10 protein-coding genes are annotated in these 16,276 nt (G+C 73.2%); 3 read left to right on the top strand and 7 right to left on the bottom strand.

Features of this window, described 5'->3' with window-relative positions; genetic code table 11:
* Positions 1 to 199: 199 nt before the first annotated feature.
* From ACF08N_RS29675 to ACF08N_RS29705, 7 genes are all read right to left on the bottom strand, one after another.
* On the bottom strand, positions 200 to 1,003 hold the full coding sequence (locus ACF08N_RS29675; protein ID WP_392327795.1) for an HpcH/HpaI aldolase/citrate lyase family protein: 804 nt from the start codon (positions 1,001 to 1,003) through the stop codon (positions 200 to 202).
* On the bottom strand, positions 1,000 to 2,226 hold the full coding sequence (locus tag ACF08N_RS29680) for a CaiB/BaiF CoA transferase family protein (protein WP_392327796.1): 1,227 nt from the start codon (positions 2,224 to 2,226) through the stop codon (positions 1,000 to 1,002). Before ACF08N_RS29680 ends, ACF08N_RS29675 begins: the two co-directional genes overlap by 4 nt.
* Complete coding sequence (gene rbsK, locus ACF08N_RS29685; protein ID WP_392327797.1) at positions 2,223 to 3,110, bottom strand: ribokinase; 888 nt, start codon at positions 3,108 to 3,110, stop codon at positions 2,223 to 2,225. Before rbsK ends, ACF08N_RS29680 begins: the two co-directional genes overlap by 4 nt.
* Positions 3,107 to 4,720: an ADP-ribosylglycohydrolase family protein gene (locus tag ACF08N_RS29690; protein ID WP_392327798.1), complete on the bottom strand. Its 1,614-nt coding sequence runs from the start codon at positions 4,718 to 4,720 to the stop codon at positions 3,107 to 3,109. Before ACF08N_RS29690 ends, rbsK begins: the two co-directional genes overlap by 4 nt.
* Complete coding sequence (locus ACF08N_RS29695) at positions 4,717 to 5,934, bottom strand: ADP-ribosylglycohydrolase family protein (protein WP_392327799.1); 1,218 nt, start codon at positions 5,932 to 5,934, stop codon at positions 4,717 to 4,719. Before ACF08N_RS29695 ends, ACF08N_RS29690 begins: the two co-directional genes overlap by 4 nt.
* Positions 5,935 to 6,009: 75 nt before the next feature.
* Positions 6,010 to 7,227, bottom strand: coding sequence for an ADP-ribosylglycohydrolase family protein (locus ACF08N_RS29700; protein WP_392327800.1), 1,218 nt, complete (start codon positions 7,225 to 7,227; stop codon positions 6,010 to 6,012).
* Positions 7,228 to 7,649: 422 nt separating this feature from the next.
* On the bottom strand, positions 7,650 to 8,705 hold the full coding sequence (locus tag ACF08N_RS29705; protein WP_392327801.1) for an ADP-ribosylglycohydrolase family protein: 1,056 nt from the start codon (positions 8,703 to 8,705) through the stop codon (positions 7,650 to 7,652).
* Positions 8,706 to 8,923: 218 nt separating this feature from the next.
* On the opposite strand from ACF08N_RS29705, the gene ACF08N_RS29710 reads away from it, so the two are divergent.
* The 3 genes from ACF08N_RS29710 to ACF08N_RS29720 all read left to right on the top strand — a co-directional run bounded on the left by ACF08N_RS29710 (position 8,924) and on the right by ACF08N_RS29720 (position 16,083).
* Positions 8,924 to 9,652: a VIT1/CCC1 transporter family protein gene (locus ACF08N_RS29710; RefSeq protein WP_392327802.1), complete on the top strand. Its 729-nt coding sequence runs from the start codon at positions 8,924 to 8,926 to the stop codon at positions 9,650 to 9,652.
* Positions 9,653 to 10,070: 418 nt separating this feature from the next.
* Positions 10,071 to 14,630: a glutamate synthase large subunit gene (gltB, locus tag ACF08N_RS29715; protein WP_392327803.1), complete on the top strand. Its 4,560-nt coding sequence runs from the start codon at positions 10,071 to 10,073 to the stop codon at positions 14,628 to 14,630.
* Positions 14,623 to 16,083, top strand: a complete 1,461-nt coding sequence (locus tag ACF08N_RS29720) for a glutamate synthase subunit beta (RefSeq protein WP_392327804.1) — start codon at positions 14,623 to 14,625, stop codon at positions 16,081 to 16,083. Before gltB ends, ACF08N_RS29720 begins: the two co-directional genes overlap by 8 nt.
* The last annotated feature ends 193 nt before the right edge of the window (positions 16,084 to 16,276 follow it).

A 16,276-nucleotide genomic window follows, 5' to 3' on the forward strand; every position in this document is an offset into this window, starting at 1 on the left:
CCCGCGACGAAAAGACCGCCGGAGGCAACGCCTCCGGCGGTCTTCGCGTATCCGACTCCGCGGCCGCGGCCGCGGACTCCGGGGCTGCGACTCGCGCGTGCGCCGCGGAGTGGGGACCCGGTTGACCCCGCGGGCCCGCACAGCGCGGTGGCACGAGGGACCGGCCCGGCCCGCGCGCCGGGCGGGCCGCCGCGGGCCGTCAGGGCTCCCAGTCCCGTGCCGCGATGTCGAGCGTGCGCTGCGCCGCCGCCACGACCGCCGCGTCGACGAACCGCCCGTCCGGCAGGGCCATCGCGCCCTCGTGCGACGCGGCGGCCTTCACGATCTCCTCGGCTGCGTCGATCTCCTCCGGGGTCGGCCGGTACGCGCGTTCGATGACCGGCAGCTGGCGGGGATGGATGGCCGCGCGGCCCAGGAAGCCGATCGAACGGCCGTGGGTGCACGAGGCGTGCAGCGCGTCGAGGTCGAGGATGTCCGGGAACACGGACTGCGTGGGCGGCGCGAGGCCGGCCGCCCGGGCCGCGATCACGGCGCGGGTGCGCGGCCAGTCCAGGCCGGTGTCGCCGCGTACGCCGAGGTCGGCGCGGAGATCCGACTCGCCGAGCGCGATGCCGCGGACCGCGTCGTGGGCCGTGGCGATGGCGTACGCGTGCTCGACGGCGAGCGCCGACTCCAGCAGCGCGTACAGGGGGACGCCAGGTGCGGCGGCCGCGATCTGCTGGATGTCAGTGGCGTATGCGACCTTGGGAACACGCAGCGCTGTCAGACCGGGCAGTCCTGCGAGGGTCTCGATGTCCAGGGGGGAGTTGATGCGGACATGGACCGGCAGGGGCAGGTGCGACGAGAGCAGTTCGGCCGTGGCGGCGAGGGCGTATTCCTTGCGGGCCTGGGCCACCGCGTCCTCGAGGTCGACGATGACGACGTCGGCGCCGGAGGCGATGGCCTTGTGGACGACGTCGGGGCGGTCACCGGGGGCATAGAGCCAGGTCAGGGGGAAGGTCATAGCGCTCCTTCGGTGCGGAGTGCGGTGATGTCGGCCGGGGTGAGGCCCAGTTCGGCGAGGACCTCCTCGGTGTCGGCGCCGTGCGGCCGGCCGGCCCAGCGGATGGCGCCGGGGGTCTCGGAGAGCCGGAAGAGCACGTTCTGCATACGGAGCGGGCCGAGTTCGGGGTCGGGGACCTCGGCGATCGTCCCGAGCGCCTGGTACTGGGGATCGGCGACGATGTCGCGGATGTCGTAGACCGGGGCGATTGCCGCCTCGGCCTTCTCGAACGCGGCCACGGCGTCGGCGCGGGTGTGCCGGGCGATCCATCCGCCGACCGCGGCGTCGAGCAGATCGGCGTGCTCGGCGCGGCCGCTTCCGGTGGTGAACCAGGGCTCGTCGATCAGCTCGGGACGGCCGACCAGGTGCATGACCCGTTCGGCGACAGACTGGGCGGAGGTGGAGACGGCGAGCCAACTGCCGTCGGCCGTGCGGTAGATGTTGCGGGGGGCGTTGTTGCGTGACCGGTTGCCGGTGCGCGGCTGGACGTAGCCGAGCTGGTCGTACCAGAGCAGCTGCGGCCCGAGCACGGCGAGGATCGGTTCGATGATCGCCATGTCGACGACCTGGCCACGGCCGGTGGAGGTGCGGGCGGCGAGCGCGGTCATGACGGCGTAGGCGGTGGCGAGCGCGGCGACGGAGTCGGCGAGGCCGAAGGGCGGCAGGGTGGGCGGGCCCTCGGGCTCGCCCGTGGCGGCGGCGAATCCGCTCATCGCCTCCGCGAGCGTCCCGAAGCCGGGCCGGTGGGAGTACGGGCCGAACTGGCCGAAGCCCGTGATCCGGGCCAGGACGAGACGGGGATTGGCGGTGCTCAGCTCCTCCCAGCCGAGGCCCCACTTCTCCAGGGTGCCCGGGCGGAAGTTCTCGACGACCACGTCGGCGGTGCTCGCGAGGCGCAGCAGCGTGGCCCGGCCGCCGGGGGTGGACAGGTCGAGGGTGACGTTGCGCTTGTTGCGGCCGAGGACCTTCCACCACAGCCCGATGCCGTCCTTGGCGGGCCCGTGGCCACGGGACGGATCTGGGCGGGTGGGGTGCTCGACCTTGATGACCTCGGCGCCGAAGTCGCCGAGCAGGGTGGCGCACATGGGACCGGCGAAGAGGGTGGCGAGGTCGAGGACGCGGAGTCCGGTCAGCGGGGCGGGCGGGTTCCCGGGCGGGGTGTCCGGTGCGGGAGACGGGGTCATGAGGCGGCGTCGATCTCGGGGCGGTAGGGCATGGAGGTGGACGCTCCTGGGCGTTGGACGGACAGGGCGGCGGCGGTGGAGGCCCACGCCAGGGCCTCGGGGACCGGTTTTCCTTCCCCGAGCGCGACGGCGAGGGTGCCGACGAAGGTGTCGCCCGCCGCGGTGGTGTCCACGGCGGCGACCTGTGGTGCGGGCACGGTGACGGGTTCGGCGTCGCGGGCGGCGTACAGGCAGCCTGCGGGGCCGAGGGTGATGACGACCTCGGGGACCTGCCGCAGCAGGGCCTCGGCGGCCAGGTGCGGGTCGGCGACCCCGGCGAGCGTGGCCGCCTCGTGTTCGTTGGGGACCAGCAGATCGGTGGCGGCGAGGAGTTCGCGCGGCAGCGGCTGCGCGGGAGAGGGGGTGAGCACGGTGCGTACGGCATGCCGGTGAGCGGCCTCGGCGCCGTCGAGTACGGCGCTGAGCGGAAGTTCGAGCTGCAGGAGGAGGATGCCGGCGGTTGCGATGAGGGATTCGTCGCCGGGGGTGAGTCCGGTCACGGTGCCGTTGGCGCCGGGGATGACGACGATGGAGTTCCCGCCCTCGTCGTCGACGACGATGTGCGCGGTGCCGGAGGGGCCTTCGGCGGTGCGCAGCAGGTCGGTGTCGACGCCGGACGCGTCGAGGGTGTGACGGAGCATCGCGCCGAACTCGTCGGAGCCCACGGCGCCGATCATGGTGACGTCACCGCCCGCGCGGGAGGCGGCCACCGCCTGGTTGGCTCCCTTGCCGCCGGGGATCGTACGGAACTCCCGTCCTGTGACGGTCTCTCCGCGCTTCGGGGCCCGCGCGACATAGGCGACGAGGTCCATGTTGGTGCTGCCGAGCACCACGATGCCGGTCATGGGCGGAGTGCCTCCTTCAGCGTGAGACGGGCGAGGCTGTCGAAGCCGGTGCCGTCGAATCCGGCGACGGACGTGGACAGCCGGTTCTTCAGCGGGGCGGTCCAGCGGTCGGGCAGCCGGCTTGGGTGACCCGCGAGCAGCCCGGTGAGGGAGCCGGCCGTCGCCCCGTTGGAGTCGGTGTCGAGCCCGCCGGAGACGGCACGGCAGACGGAGCCGGTGAAGTCGCCGTCGGCATGGGTGAGGGCGGCGGCGAGCAGAGCGGCGTTGGGCAGGGCGTGCACCCAGTGGTACGAGCCGTAGGCCGCGTGGACGAGGTCCACGACACGGTCGAAGTCGGCCTCCGACCGGGCGGCTTCGACGCCGAACCGTACGGCGTGCGAGAGACGGGAGCGGGGTGGGACGACGGCCAGGCCGGCGGCGATCGCCTCGTGCACATCGGCGGTGTCGCCGGCTGCCGCGGCGATGGCGGCGGCGGTGAACATCGCGCTGTACACGCCGTTCGCGGTGTGGGTGAGCACGGCGTCGCGGTAGGTCTGCTCGGCCGCGGCGGCGGGGTCGCCGGGGTTGGTCCAGCCGTGCAGGTCGGCCCGGATCGCGGCGCCGATCCACTCGCGGAAGGGGTTGCGGCAGGTGGCGGTGAGCGGAGGCTCGATGCCGGAGAGGAGGTTGCGGTAGGCGACGCGTTCGGCGGTGAAGGTCCGCCCGGCCGGAAGGTCGTCCAGCCACAGCGCGCCGACCTGTGCGGTGGTGAAGGCGCGGCCGTGGCGCTGGAGGAGGAGAAGCGCGAGAAGGGGGTAGTTCAGGTCGTCGTCCTCGGGCATGCCGTCGATGTTCTCGGCGAGCGAGGTGGCGGCGCTGCGGCGGTTCCACGGGTGGGCGGCGGCGAGGTCGGCGGGCAGGCCCTTGGCGGTGAACCAGGTGGTGAGGGGCCAGTTCCCGGTGGCGCGGCCGATGGCGCGGATGGCGTGGAGGGGCAGCTTCTCCACGGGTTTGCCCAGCAGGCATCCGACGGCGCGCCCGACCCATGCGGCGTGCAGGGCGTGCAGCAGGGACTCGTCGGAGGGCCGGGCCGCGCCGGGTGTGCGGCCCCGGGGCCCGGCGCCCGCGAGCCGCGTGCCGTGGACGGGGAGACCCGGCCCGCGCTCCGGGGGCCGCGGCGCCACGGGCTGCGGGGCGCCCGGGCGGCCGGGTGAGCCGGCGGGCGTCGACCGCACGGCGCTCGGGGCGGGGTGCGCGCTGCCCTGGGCCCCTGGCCCGGGGCGGTCGTTTGCGGCCGGGTCCGGGACCTGGCGACGGTCCGGGCAGCGGGGCGGGGGCGACGGCCACTGGGGGCAGGCCGCGACGATCGACGGCCAGTCCGTCGGTTCGTCGTCCGCCAAGGGAGAGGGGAGGGCGGCCAGTTCGTCGAGCAGCGCCTCGGCGAGCGCCCGCAGCTCCGGGCGCGGCGGATCCGGGGAGGCGCCGGCGCGGGGAGGGGCGAGCATGCCGCCGGCGGCCAGCCAGCGGTCGCGGACGGCCGTCGCCTCGCGGCCGTCCTGTTCCGCCTGCTTCAGCTCGTGCCCGACAAGGTCCTCGGGCTGCACCCAGGTCACCCGCAGGGGGCCCGTCATCGCGCGTCCGTCAGCTCGGCGAACGCCGCCTCATGGGCGCGGCGGCGGGCCAGGTCCCGCAGGTGGATCTCCCGGGCCACGGCCGTCAGCTCCACGGCAGGCGCGTGCAGGTCGACGCGGCTCGCCTCGGCGACCCGCTCCGCCCACTCCCGCGGCACCGCCGCCTCGCCGTGCAGCGCGCCCGCGATCGCGCCGGCCATCGTCGCGATGGAGTCGCAGTCACGGCCGTAGTTGACGCAGGACAGGACCGTACGGCGGAAATCGCCGTCGCAGACCAGCAGCATGCCGAGGGCGATCGGCAGCTCCTCGATCGCGTGCAGACGGGACGGCCTCCGCGCGCCCAGCGAGGGGGCACGGTAGTCGGGGCCGACCGTGTCGAACGGTGCCACCGCGGCCCGCAGCGGACCGAGCGCCGACTCGAAGTCCGAGTAGCCGGCAGCGGTTTCGGCGACGGCCTCGATCGCGGCCTGGGTGCCGTCCTTGGCGAGGCCGAGCGCCGCGTCGACGACGGTGGCGGGGGTCGCCTCCGGCAGGCAGGCCGCGGCGACCGCCGCCGCGAAGACGCCCGCCGCCTCGCGGCCGTACGAGGACTGGTGCGCGCCCGCGATGTCGAGGGCCTCGTGGTAAGCGGCCGTCGGGTCGGCCGCGTTGACGAGGCCGACGGGTGCCATATACATCGCGGCGCCGCAGTTGACGATGTTGCCGACTCCTGCCTCGCGCGGGTCGTTGTGCCCGTAGTGCAGGCGGTGGACGATCCACTTCTCGGCGAGGAAGACCCGGTGCAGGGGGAGCGTCTCGGCCTCGAGTTCGGGGATCCAGCGGGTGTTGGAGATCAGGTCCGGGACGAGATGGTCGGCGACGGCGTAGGCGTCGAGATGGTCGCGGACGGTGGCGTAGACGCGGACCAGGGCGTGGGTCATCAACGTGTCGTCGGTGATGTGGCCGTTGCCCTTGTGGTACGGGGCGAGGGGGCGTGCGGTGCGCCACTCGTCGCCGTTCCAGGGGCCGACGATGCCGTCGACGCGGCCGCCGTGGCGCTCGACGATCTGCTCGGGGGAGTAGCCCTCGACGGGGCCGCCGAGCGCGTCGCCGACGGCGGCGCCGACGAGGCTGCCCGTGAACCGGTCGTCGAGTGAGGGGTGCGGGGAAGTCGTCCGCTCTGCCGGGGCCGCGCTCGTCGCGGACGCCGTGTTCGCCGTCGCTGTCGTCGTCATGTCCGAATTGTCCCTCCGGTGTGGCGGTTGACGGCGCACCGCGCGCCCGGATTCGGCCGTGACCCCTCGGCTGCCCTACAGCGCGTCCTCGAGCAGGCCGGCGAGTTCGACGAGGTCCGTGCCGGCGAGATGGGGCAGGGCACAGCCCGCCAGGATGCGGCAGGCGTCGCGCCACGAGTCAGGTACGCACGCGCCGCCGCCGAGCACACCGGTGAGCGCACCCGCCAGCGCCGGTGCGGAGTCGGCCACCCGGGAGAGGCAGGCCGCGGCGGGCACGGCCTCGGCGACCCGGCCGCGGGCGGCGGTGGTGACGGCGAGCGCCACGGGGACGGTCTCGGCCGCGGCGATGCCGTAGCTGTAGACGTGGTCCACGATCTGATGCTCCAACAGGGGGACGAGCTCGAACGCCCCGCCGGCCTCGCGGGCGAGTCCGACCGCGTGGCGGGCGTTGCGGCCGATCTCGGTGGACTCCGGGAGCTGGGCGAGTGCGGCCTCGACGGTGTCGTCGACGCACGCGCCGCCGAGCGCCGCGGCGACGGCCGCGGCCATGGCGCGGGCGCCGTGCACGCCGTCGCCGTCCTGCGTGTAGCGGGCGTCGAACTCGGCGAGTTCGGCGGCCGCGGCCGGGTCGCCGCGGTGCACCACGGCGAGGACGGCGGCCCGTACGCAGGCCGCGTCGTCGAAGTAGTGCGGGTTGTCGTGACCGGTGGCGGGCGGGCGCAGTCCGGTCGCGAGATTGCCCAGTCCGGCGCGCACGGAGATCCGGGCGCGCAGGGGCAGCACGGCGGACTCGACCTCGGGGGCGCGGTCGGCGGCGGCGGCGACCTGGCCGGCGAGGGTGTTCCACGCCAGGTCCACGGCGGCACGCACGCGGCGGGCGGGGGCGAGTCCCCGGAAGTGGCCCCCGCAGGCGGTGAGCACGGTCCCGGCGGCGAACGCGGCCCACTCGGCGTCGTCGGAGGGGCCGAGCCGCAGGGGCTCGGGGGGTTGGTTGAGGGCGATGGGGACCGGGAGGGTGGTCGTGGCGTTGTGCTCGGCGAAGGTGTCGAGCTCGCGGGTGAGCCGGCGGGTCCACTCGGGCATGCGGCCGGCGCGGTGCCGGGCTGCGGGCCAGCCGGCGGCGTCGCCGGCGGCGAGCCCGAGGAGCAGCCCTTCGATGGGCCGCGCGCCCCTCCCCGCAACCGCGGCCAGGCCCCCGGACCCCGGCGAGATGCGCGTCACGAGCGCGGTTGCCCCGGCGCGGCGCGGGGCCGGGCGGGCGGGGGTGCCGGGGGCGACGTGGTGTTCCCCCACCCCGCCCTTTCCCACAACGGGGTCTTCGCGTTCGCGCGTCGCATGCGACGCGCTGGGGGTGCTCTCGGGTGCGGGGGTGTGCTGTTCCCGCGCGTCGGCTGCTCCGGGGTTGCGCTCCGCGTGCGCCGCCGGCGCCGGTTGCGGCGCGTCCGCGCCGAAAGCCGCACGAGGGGCCGACGGCGCGCCCGCGGGCGGTCCCGCGCCGCGCGCCGCATGCGTCGCCGACGGCGCGCATCCGGGGGTGGGTTCCGCCGCTCCCGGGGGCTCGCGCGTCGCCGCGAGGTCGCGCGCCGGTGGTGACCCCGCGCCTGGAGGGCCGCCGGGCTCCCCCGGCGTCGCCGACGGCGCCCCCGCGGGCGGCCCCGCGCCCAGAGGGCCGGTGGGGGGCTCGTGGGTGTCGCGTGGTGTGGGGTCCGGGGGTGTCATCGGGGGGTCGGGGTCAGGAGCGTCGCCACGTCCAGGACGTGGTGGCCGCGCATCGACGGGAGGCAGGTGCCGCGGACCGGGCCGATCGCCGACGCCCATGCGTCCGGGATCGCGCCCGCCCCGGACACCGCTCCCGCGAGCGCTCCCGCCACCGCCGCCGTCGTGTCGGCGTCGCGTCCCATGTTCACCGCCGTGAGCACCGAGCCGCGGAAGTCCCCGCGCGCCGCAGCGAAGGCGCCGAAGGCCAGGCCCACGGCCTCGGGGGCCAGGTCCGTCCACGGGTAGCCGCCGATCACGACCGTGGAGCGGATCGCCCGTTCCATGGACAGGACGTCCGGGTACGCGCGGCCCGCCGCCACCACCGCGCGCCGCATCGAGCGGGCCGTCCACGAGTCCATGGGGACGACCGACAGCGCGGCGCCGATCACCCCCGCGGGCCCCGCGCCGCCCATCGCCGCCGCGACCCCGGCCGCGACCGCCCGGCCGCCGTAGATGCCCTCGCCGTCATGGCTGACGCTGCCGTCGATGGTGACCAGCCGGGCCGCCTCCTCGGGCTGCCCGGCCGCGAAGACGCCGAACGGTGCCGCCCGCATCGCCAGGCCGTCGCTCCACGCGTGCCGGTGCTGGGCCGAGATCGGGGCGGCGAGGCCGCGGCGGAGGTTCTCCAGCGTGCCGCGCTCGCTGAAGCCCGCCCCGCGGAAGGGGCCCTCGTCCAGGTCCGCGATCCACTCGTGCCACGCCGACTCGACGTGCGCGACGGTCAGCTCCGAGCCGTGCCGGGCGAGCAGCAGGCCCGAGAAGATCGCGTACTCGGTGTCGTCCGTGCCCGCGGGGTCGTCGCTGACGAAGCCCTCGATCCGGCCCCAGCGGCGGCGGATCTCGGAGGGCCGCAGGTTCTCGGCGGGCGCGCCGAGCGCGTCGCCGACCGCGAGGCCGAGCAGCGCACCCCGTGCCCGGTCGGGCAGGTCCGCGGCGGGGGGACAGGCGGCGGGGGCGGCCGTCCCGTCCGTGGCCGCCGGGGAGGCTGTATACGAATCGGTCAGCAACTCCATGGAAGGGGCCCTTTCGCGCGCGCGAGCCTGTTCCCGGATATGTGCCACCCCCCGCCCGCGAAACAGTCCAAGAAACGTTTCTGTCACCCGGCTTGGCGCACCGTCCCGACCCAGGTAAGTACGGCCTGCCTTGCTGGCGCGCCCCTTACATGGTGCGTATGTTCGGGCGTGTTGAGGGGGAGCGGGCCCGCTGGTCCGCTGCCGGAGAGGGGAGAGCTGTGTCCATCATCGAAACCGAGGCCGCACTTCACGAGGCGCACCGCGACAACCACACGCACCGCGACGTGAACGGCGGCTGGCTGCGCCCGGCGGTGTTCGGCGCGATGGACGGGCTCGTGTCCAACCTCGCCCTGATGACGGGTGTCGCGGGCGGAGCGGTCTCGCAGCAGACCGTCGTCATCACCGGACTGGCCGGTCTCGCTGCGGGCGCGTTCTCGATGGCCGCGGGCGAGTACACCTCCGTCGCCTCGCAGCGGGAGCTGGTCCAGGCCGAACTGGACGTCGAGCGGCGGGAGTTGCGCAAGCACCCGGTCGACGAGATGGAGGAGCTCGCCGCGCTCTACGTGGCCCGGGGTGTCGAGCCCCAGCTCGCCCGCGAGGTGGCGATGCAACTCTCCCGGGACCCCGAGCAGGCGCTGGAGATCCACGCCCGTGAGGAGCTGGGCATCGATCCGGACGACCTGCCCTCACCGACCGTGGCCGCCGTCTCGTCCTTCGGTTCGTTCGCGCTCGGCGCGCTGCTGCCGGTCCTGCCGTACCTGCTCGGCGCGAGCGCGCTGTGGCCGGCGGTGCTGGTCGCCCTGGCCGGGCTCTTCGCCTGCGGTGCGCTGGTCGCCCGGGTCACGGCCCGCGGCTGGTGGTTCAGCGGACTGCGCCAGCTCTCGCTGGGCGGGGCCGCCGCGGCCGTCACGTACGGGCTGGGCATGCTCATCGGCAGCGCTGTCTGACGCCGAACGGCGGAGCATCCGCACCGGTCCGAATCAAGGGGCCGGTGCGGTGGCATTTTCGGCCTCCGTCACGGACCCTGTGACGTACGTCCTCTCCTCGGATCGGGGTCGGGATGAGACACTATGCAAGGCACAACATAAGTAGCCGTTACCCCACGGTTTCGACACGGTAATCGCGGGGCATGAGCCGTAGGCGCTGCGGGCAATGAAGCCCGCTCCTGCGATGGTCCTCCGAATCCCGATCCGTCCGGTTCGTTCGGCTGTGACCCACCCTTCACCGCTTGGCGCGGTGTCCGCATGCTGGAATGAGCTATCCGCTTTCCGAGAAGCACTCCATCATGTAACCTGCACGAAATTTCGCGGAGGGCCAACGTCGTCCCTCGGCACTGCACATGCCACGACGACGACGGGAGAGCCGATGCGTTCCGACGCCTGGTCGCCCATGGACGGTCGCCCCGCCCCCCAGGGGATGTACGACCCCCGTAACGAACACGACGCCTGCGGTGTCGGGTTCGTGGCCACCCTCACCGGTGTAGCCAGCCATGAGCTGGTCGAGCAGGCGCTGACCGTACTGCGGAACCTCGAGCACCGCGGCGCCACCGGATCCGAGCCGGACTCCGGCGACGGCGCCGGCATCCTGCTGCAGGTGCCGGACGCCTTCCTGCGCGAGGCCGCCGGATTCGACCTCCCCGAGGCCGGCTCCTACGCCGTCGGCATCGCCTTCCTTCCCGCCGACGGCTCCGCACAGGCCGTCGAGCGGATCGAGGCGATCGCCGCCGAAGAGGGCCTGAACGTCCTCGGCTGGCGCGAGGTCCCCGTCACGCCTGACCTCCTCGGCAACGGCGCGCGCGCCACCATGCCCGTCTTCCGTCAGCTCTTCGTGGCCGACGGCAGGAACAGCGGCATCGCGCTGGACCGCAAGGCCTTCGTGCTGCGCAAGCGCTCCGAGCGCGAGGCGGGGGTGTACTTCCCCTCCCTCTCCGCCCGCACGATCGTCTACAAGGGCATGCTGACCACCGGCCAGCTGGAGCCCTTCTTCCCGGACCTGTCCGACCGGCGCTGCGCCACCGCCGTCGCGCTCGTCCACTCCCGGTTCTCCACGAACACCTTCCCGAGCTGGCCGCTGGCCCACCCGTACCGCTTCGTCGCGCACAACGGCGAGATCAACACGGTCAAGGGCAACCGCAACTGGATGCGTGCCCGTGAGTCCCAGCTCGCGACCGGACTGTTCGGCGAGGGCGCCCTGGACCGGATCTTCCCGGTCTGCACCCCCGACGCCTCCGACTCCGCCTCGTTCGACGAGGTCCTGGAGCTGCTCCACCTCGGCGGGCGCTCGCTGCCGCACTCCGTGCTGATGATGGTCCCCGAGGCGTGGGAGAACCACGACTCCATGGACCCGGCCCGGCGCGCCTTCTACCAGTACCACTCCACGATGATGGAGCCCTGGGACGGCCCGGCCTGCGTCACCTTCACCGACGGCACGCAGGTGGGCGCCGTACTGGACCGCAACGGTCTGCGACCCGGCCGCTACTGGGTCACCGACGACGGACTCGTGGTCCTGTCGTCCGAGGTGGGCGTCCTGGACATCGACCCCGGCAAGGTCGTCCGCAAGGGCCGCCTCCAGCCCGGCAAGATGTTCCTCGTCGACACCGCCGAGCACCGCATCATCGAGGACGACGAGATCAAGTCCGCCCTCGCCGCCGAGGCTCCGTACGCGGAGTGGCTGGAGACCGGCGAGATCGAGCTCGAGGACCTCCCCGAGCGCGAGCACATCGTCCACACCCACGCCTCGGTCACCCGCCGCCAGCAGACCTTCGGCTACACCGAGGAGGAGCTGCGCGTCATCCTGGCGCCGATGGCCCGCACCGGTGGCGAGCCGCTCGGGTCGATGGGCACCGACTCGCCGATCGCGGCCCTGTCCGAGCGCCCGCGGCTGCTCTTCGACTACTTCACCCAGCTGTTCGCGCAGGTCACCAACCCGCCGCTGGACGCCATCCGCGAGGAGCTCGTCACCTCGCTGCACTCCTCGCTGGGCCCCCAGGGCAACCTGCTGGAGCCGACCGCCGCGTCCTGCCGCAGCGTCACCCTGCAGTTCCCGGTGATCGACAACGACGAGCTGGCCAAGCTCATCCACATCAATGCCGACGGCGACATGCCCGGCATGACGGCCGCCACGCTCGCCGGCCTCTACCGGGTCTCCGGCGGCGGTGACGCGCTGGCCGCCCGGATCGAGGAGATCTGCGCCGAGGCCGACGCCGCCATCGAGAACGGCGCGCGCCTGATCGTGCTGTCCGACCGGCACTCGGACGCCGAGCACGCGCCGATCCCGTCGCTGCTGCTCACCTCCGCCGTGCACCACCACCTCATCCGCACCAAGCAGCGCACCCAGGTGGGCCTGCTGGTCGAGGCCGGTGACGTCCGTGAGGTGCACCACGTCGCGCTGCTCATCGGCTACGGCGCCGCTGCGGTCAACCCGTACCTGGCCATGGAGTCCGTCGAGGACCTGGTCCGCGCCGGCACCTTCATCGAGGGCCTGGAGCCCGAGAAGGCCATCCGCAACCTGATCTACGCGCTGGGCAAGGGCGTCCTCAAGGTCATGTCCAAGATGGGCATCTCCACGGTCGCCTCCTACCGCGGCGCTCAGGTCTTCGAGGCCGTCGGCCTGGACGAGGCGTTCGTCGAGAAGTACTTCAACGGCACCGCGACCAAGATCGGCGGAGCCGGTCTCGACGTCGTAGCCAAGGAGGTCGCCGCCCGCCACGCCAAGGCGTACCCGGCCTCCGGCGTCCCCTCCGCGCACCGCGCGCTGGAGATCGGCGGCGAGTACCAGTGGCGCCGCGAGGGCGAGCCGCACCTGTTCGACCCGGAGACGGTCTTCCGCCTCCAGCACGCCACGCGCAACAAGCGGTACGACATCTTCAAGAAGTACACGGACCGCGTGAACGAGCAGTCCGAGCGGCTGATGACGCTGCGCGGCCTGTTCGGCTTCAACTCCGACCGCGAGCCGATCTCCATCGACGAGGTCGAGCCCGCCTCCGAGATCGTCAAGCGCTTCTCCACCGGCGCCATGTCGTACGGCTCCATCTCCAAGGAGGCGCACGAGACCCTCGCCATCGCCATGAACCAGCTGGGCGCCAAGTCCAACACCGGTGAGGGCGGCGAGGACCCGGAGCGTCTGTACGACCCCGAGCGCCGCTCGTCCATCAAGCAGGTCGCCTCCGGCCGCTTCGGTGTGACCAGCGAGTACCTCGTCAACGCGGACGACATCCAGATCAAGATGGCCCAGGGCGCCAAGCCCGGCGAGGGCGGCCAGCTGCCCGGCCACAAGGTCTACCCGTGGGTCGCCAAGACGCGGCACTCCACCCCCGGCGTCGGCCTGATCTCCCCGCCGCCGCACCACGACATCTACTCCATCGAGGATCTGGCCCAGCTGATCCACGACCTCAAGAACGCCAACCCGGCGGCCCGCATCCACGTGAAGCTGGTCTCCGAGGTCGGCGTCGGCACGGTCGCCGCGGGTGTCTCCAAGGCACACGCGGACGTGGTCCTCATCTCCGGCCACGACGGCGGTACGGGCGCGTCCCCGCTGACCTCGCTGAAGCACGCGGGCGGCCCCTGGGAGCTCGGCCTCGCCGAGACCCAGCAGACCCTGCTGCTCAACGGCCTGCGCGACCGCATCGTGGTGCAGACCGACGGTCAGCTCAAGACCGGCCGCGACGTGGTCATCGCCGCGCTGCTCGGCGCCGAGGAGTTCGGTTTCGCGACCGCGCCGCTCGTCGTCTCCGGCTGCGTCATGATGCGCGTCTGCCACCTGGACACCTGCCCCGTCGGCATCGCCACGCAGAACCCAGTGCTGCGCGAGCGGTTCTCCGGCAAGGCCGAGTTCGTCGTGAACTTCTTCCAGTTCATCGCCGAGGAGGTCCGCGAGATCCTCGCCGAGCTGGGCTTCCGCAGCGTCGAGGAGGCCGTCGGCCACGCCGAACTGCTCGACACCACGCGCGCCGTGACCCACTGGAAGGCGCAGGGCCTCGACCTCGCCCCGCTCTTCCACGTGCCCGAGCTGCCCGAGGGCGCCGTGCGCCACCAGGTGATCGAGCAGGACCACGGCCTGGAGAAGGCCCTGGACAACGAGCTCATCGAGCTGGCCGCCGACGCGCTGGACGCGGCGAACGCCGAGGACGCCCAGCCGGTGCGCGCACAGGTCGCGATCCGCAACATCAACCGCACCGTCGGCACGATGCTCGGCCACGAGGTGACGAAGCGGTTCGGCGGCGCGGGCCTGCCCGACGACACCATCGACATCACCTTCACGGGCTCCGCCGGCCAGTCCTTCGGCGCCTTCGTGCCGCGCGGCATCACGCTGCGCCTGGAGGGCGACGCCAACGACTACGTCGGCAAGGGCCTGTCCGGCGGCCGGATCGTCGTCCGCCCGGACCGGGGCGCCGACCACCTCGCCGAGTACTCGACCATCGCCGGCAACACCATCGCCTACGGTGCGACCAGCGGCGAGCTGTTCCTGCGGGGCCGCACCGGTGAGCGGTTCTGCGTCCGCAACTCGGGTGCGACCGTCGTCTCCGAGGGCGTGGGCGACCACGGCTGCGAGTACATGACCGGCGGCCAGGCGGTCGTGCTCGGCGAGACGGGCCGCAACTTCGCGGCCGGTATGTCGGGCGGAATCGCGTACGTGATCGACCTCGACCGGGACAACGTCAACTCCGGCAACCTGCAGGCGATCGAAGCCCTGTCCGAGGCCGACGAGCAGTGGCTGCACGATGTCGTGCGCCGCCACCACGAGGAGACGGGCTCGACCGTCGCCGAGAAGCTTCTCGCCGACTGGTCCGCGAACGTGGGCCGTTTCAGCAAGATCATCCCGACCACGTACAAGGCAGTGCTCGCCGCCAAGGACGCCGCTGAGCTCGCCGGTCTCTCCGAGCAGGAGACCACCGAGAAGATGATGGAGGCGGCGACCAATGGCTGACCCCAAGGGCTTCCTGACCACCGGGCGCGAGGTCGCCAAGACCCGTCCCGTCGAGGAGCGCGTCAAGGACTGGAACGAGGTCTACGTTCCCGGCTCCCTGCTGCCGATCATCAGCAAGCAGGCCGGCCGCTGCATGGACTGCGGTATCCCGTTCTGCCACAACGGCTGCCCGCTCGGGAACCTCATCCCCGAGTGGAACGACTACGCCTACCGCGAGGACTGGGCTCAGGCGTCGGAGCGGCTGCACGCGACCAACAACTTCCCGGAGTTCACCGGCCGCCTGTGCCCCGCCCCCTGCGAGGCGGCGTGCGTGCTGGGCATCAACCAGCCCGCCGTCACCATCAAGAACGTCGAGGTCTCCATCATCGACAAGGCGTGGGACTCCGGTGACGTCACGCCGCAGCCGCCGGAGCGCCTGTCCGGCAAGACCGTCGCGGTCATCGGCTCGGGCCCGGCGGGCCTGGCCGCCGCCCAGCAGCTGACCCGGGCCGGCCACACGGTCGCCGTGTACGAGCGCGCCGACCGCATCGGCGGTCTGCTGCGGTACGGCATCCCCGAGTTCAAGATGGAGAAGGTGCACATCAACCGGCGCATCGAGCAGATGCGCGCGGAGGGCACCAAGTTCCGGACCGAGGTGGAGATCGGCCGCGACATCGACGCCGCGAAGCTGCGGCGCCGGTACGACGCGGTGGTCATCGCCGCCGGCGCGACCGTCTCCCGCGACCTGCCCGTTCCGGGCCGGGAGCTCAAGGGCATCCACTTCGCGATGGAGTACCTGCCGCTCGCCAACAAGGTGCAGGAGGGCGACTTCGTGGCGCCCCCGATCACCGCCGAGGGCAAGCACGTCGTCGTGATCGGCGGCGGCGACACCGGCGCGGACTGCGTCGGTACGGCCCACCGGCAGGGTGCGGCGTCCGTCACGCAGCTGGAGATCATGCCGAAGCCGGGCGAGGAGCGGGCGGCGGGCCAGCCGTGGCCGACGTTCCCCATGCTCTACAAGGTCACCTCGGCGCACGAGGAGGGCGGCGAGCGGGTCTACTCCGTCTCGACCACCCACTTCGAGGGCGACGAGGACGGCAACGTCCAGTTCCTCCACCTCGTCGAGGTCGAGTTCGTCGACGGCAAGCTGGAGCAGAAGCCGGGCACGGAGCGGAAGATCCCCGCGCAGCTGGTCACGCTCGCGATGGGCTTCACCGGCACGGACCGGTCCAACGGCCTGGTCGAGCAGTTCGGCCTGGAGCTCGACGAGCGCGGCAACGTTGCGCGGGACGCGGACTTCGCGACGAACGTCGACGGTGTCTTCGTGGCCGGCGACGCGGGCCGCGGCCAGTCGCTGATCGTGTGGGCCATCGCCGAGGGCCGCTCGGCGGCACGCGGAGTGGACCGCTACCTGACGGGGGCGAGCGAGCTGCCCGCCCCGATCCGCCCGACGGACCGTGCACTGACGGTCTGACCCGGGACCTCCCGTTCGTCCCGTACAACGGCGTACGGAACTGATCGCGGCGCCTGCCCCTGTCCCCGACCGGACGGGCGGGCGCCGCGGTGCGTCCGGGCCCGGTGGCGTTTGCCCCCGGGCCCCATCACGCGGGCGCGGCGGGCTTGCGCGTGGCTGAGGCCCTCGGAGCGTGCGGTCCTGTGCGCGCGGC

Source organism: Streptomyces sp. NPDC015127 (assembly GCF_043080095.1).
Classification (GTDB): Bacteria; Actinomycetota; Actinomycetes; order Streptomycetales; family Streptomycetaceae; genus Streptomyces.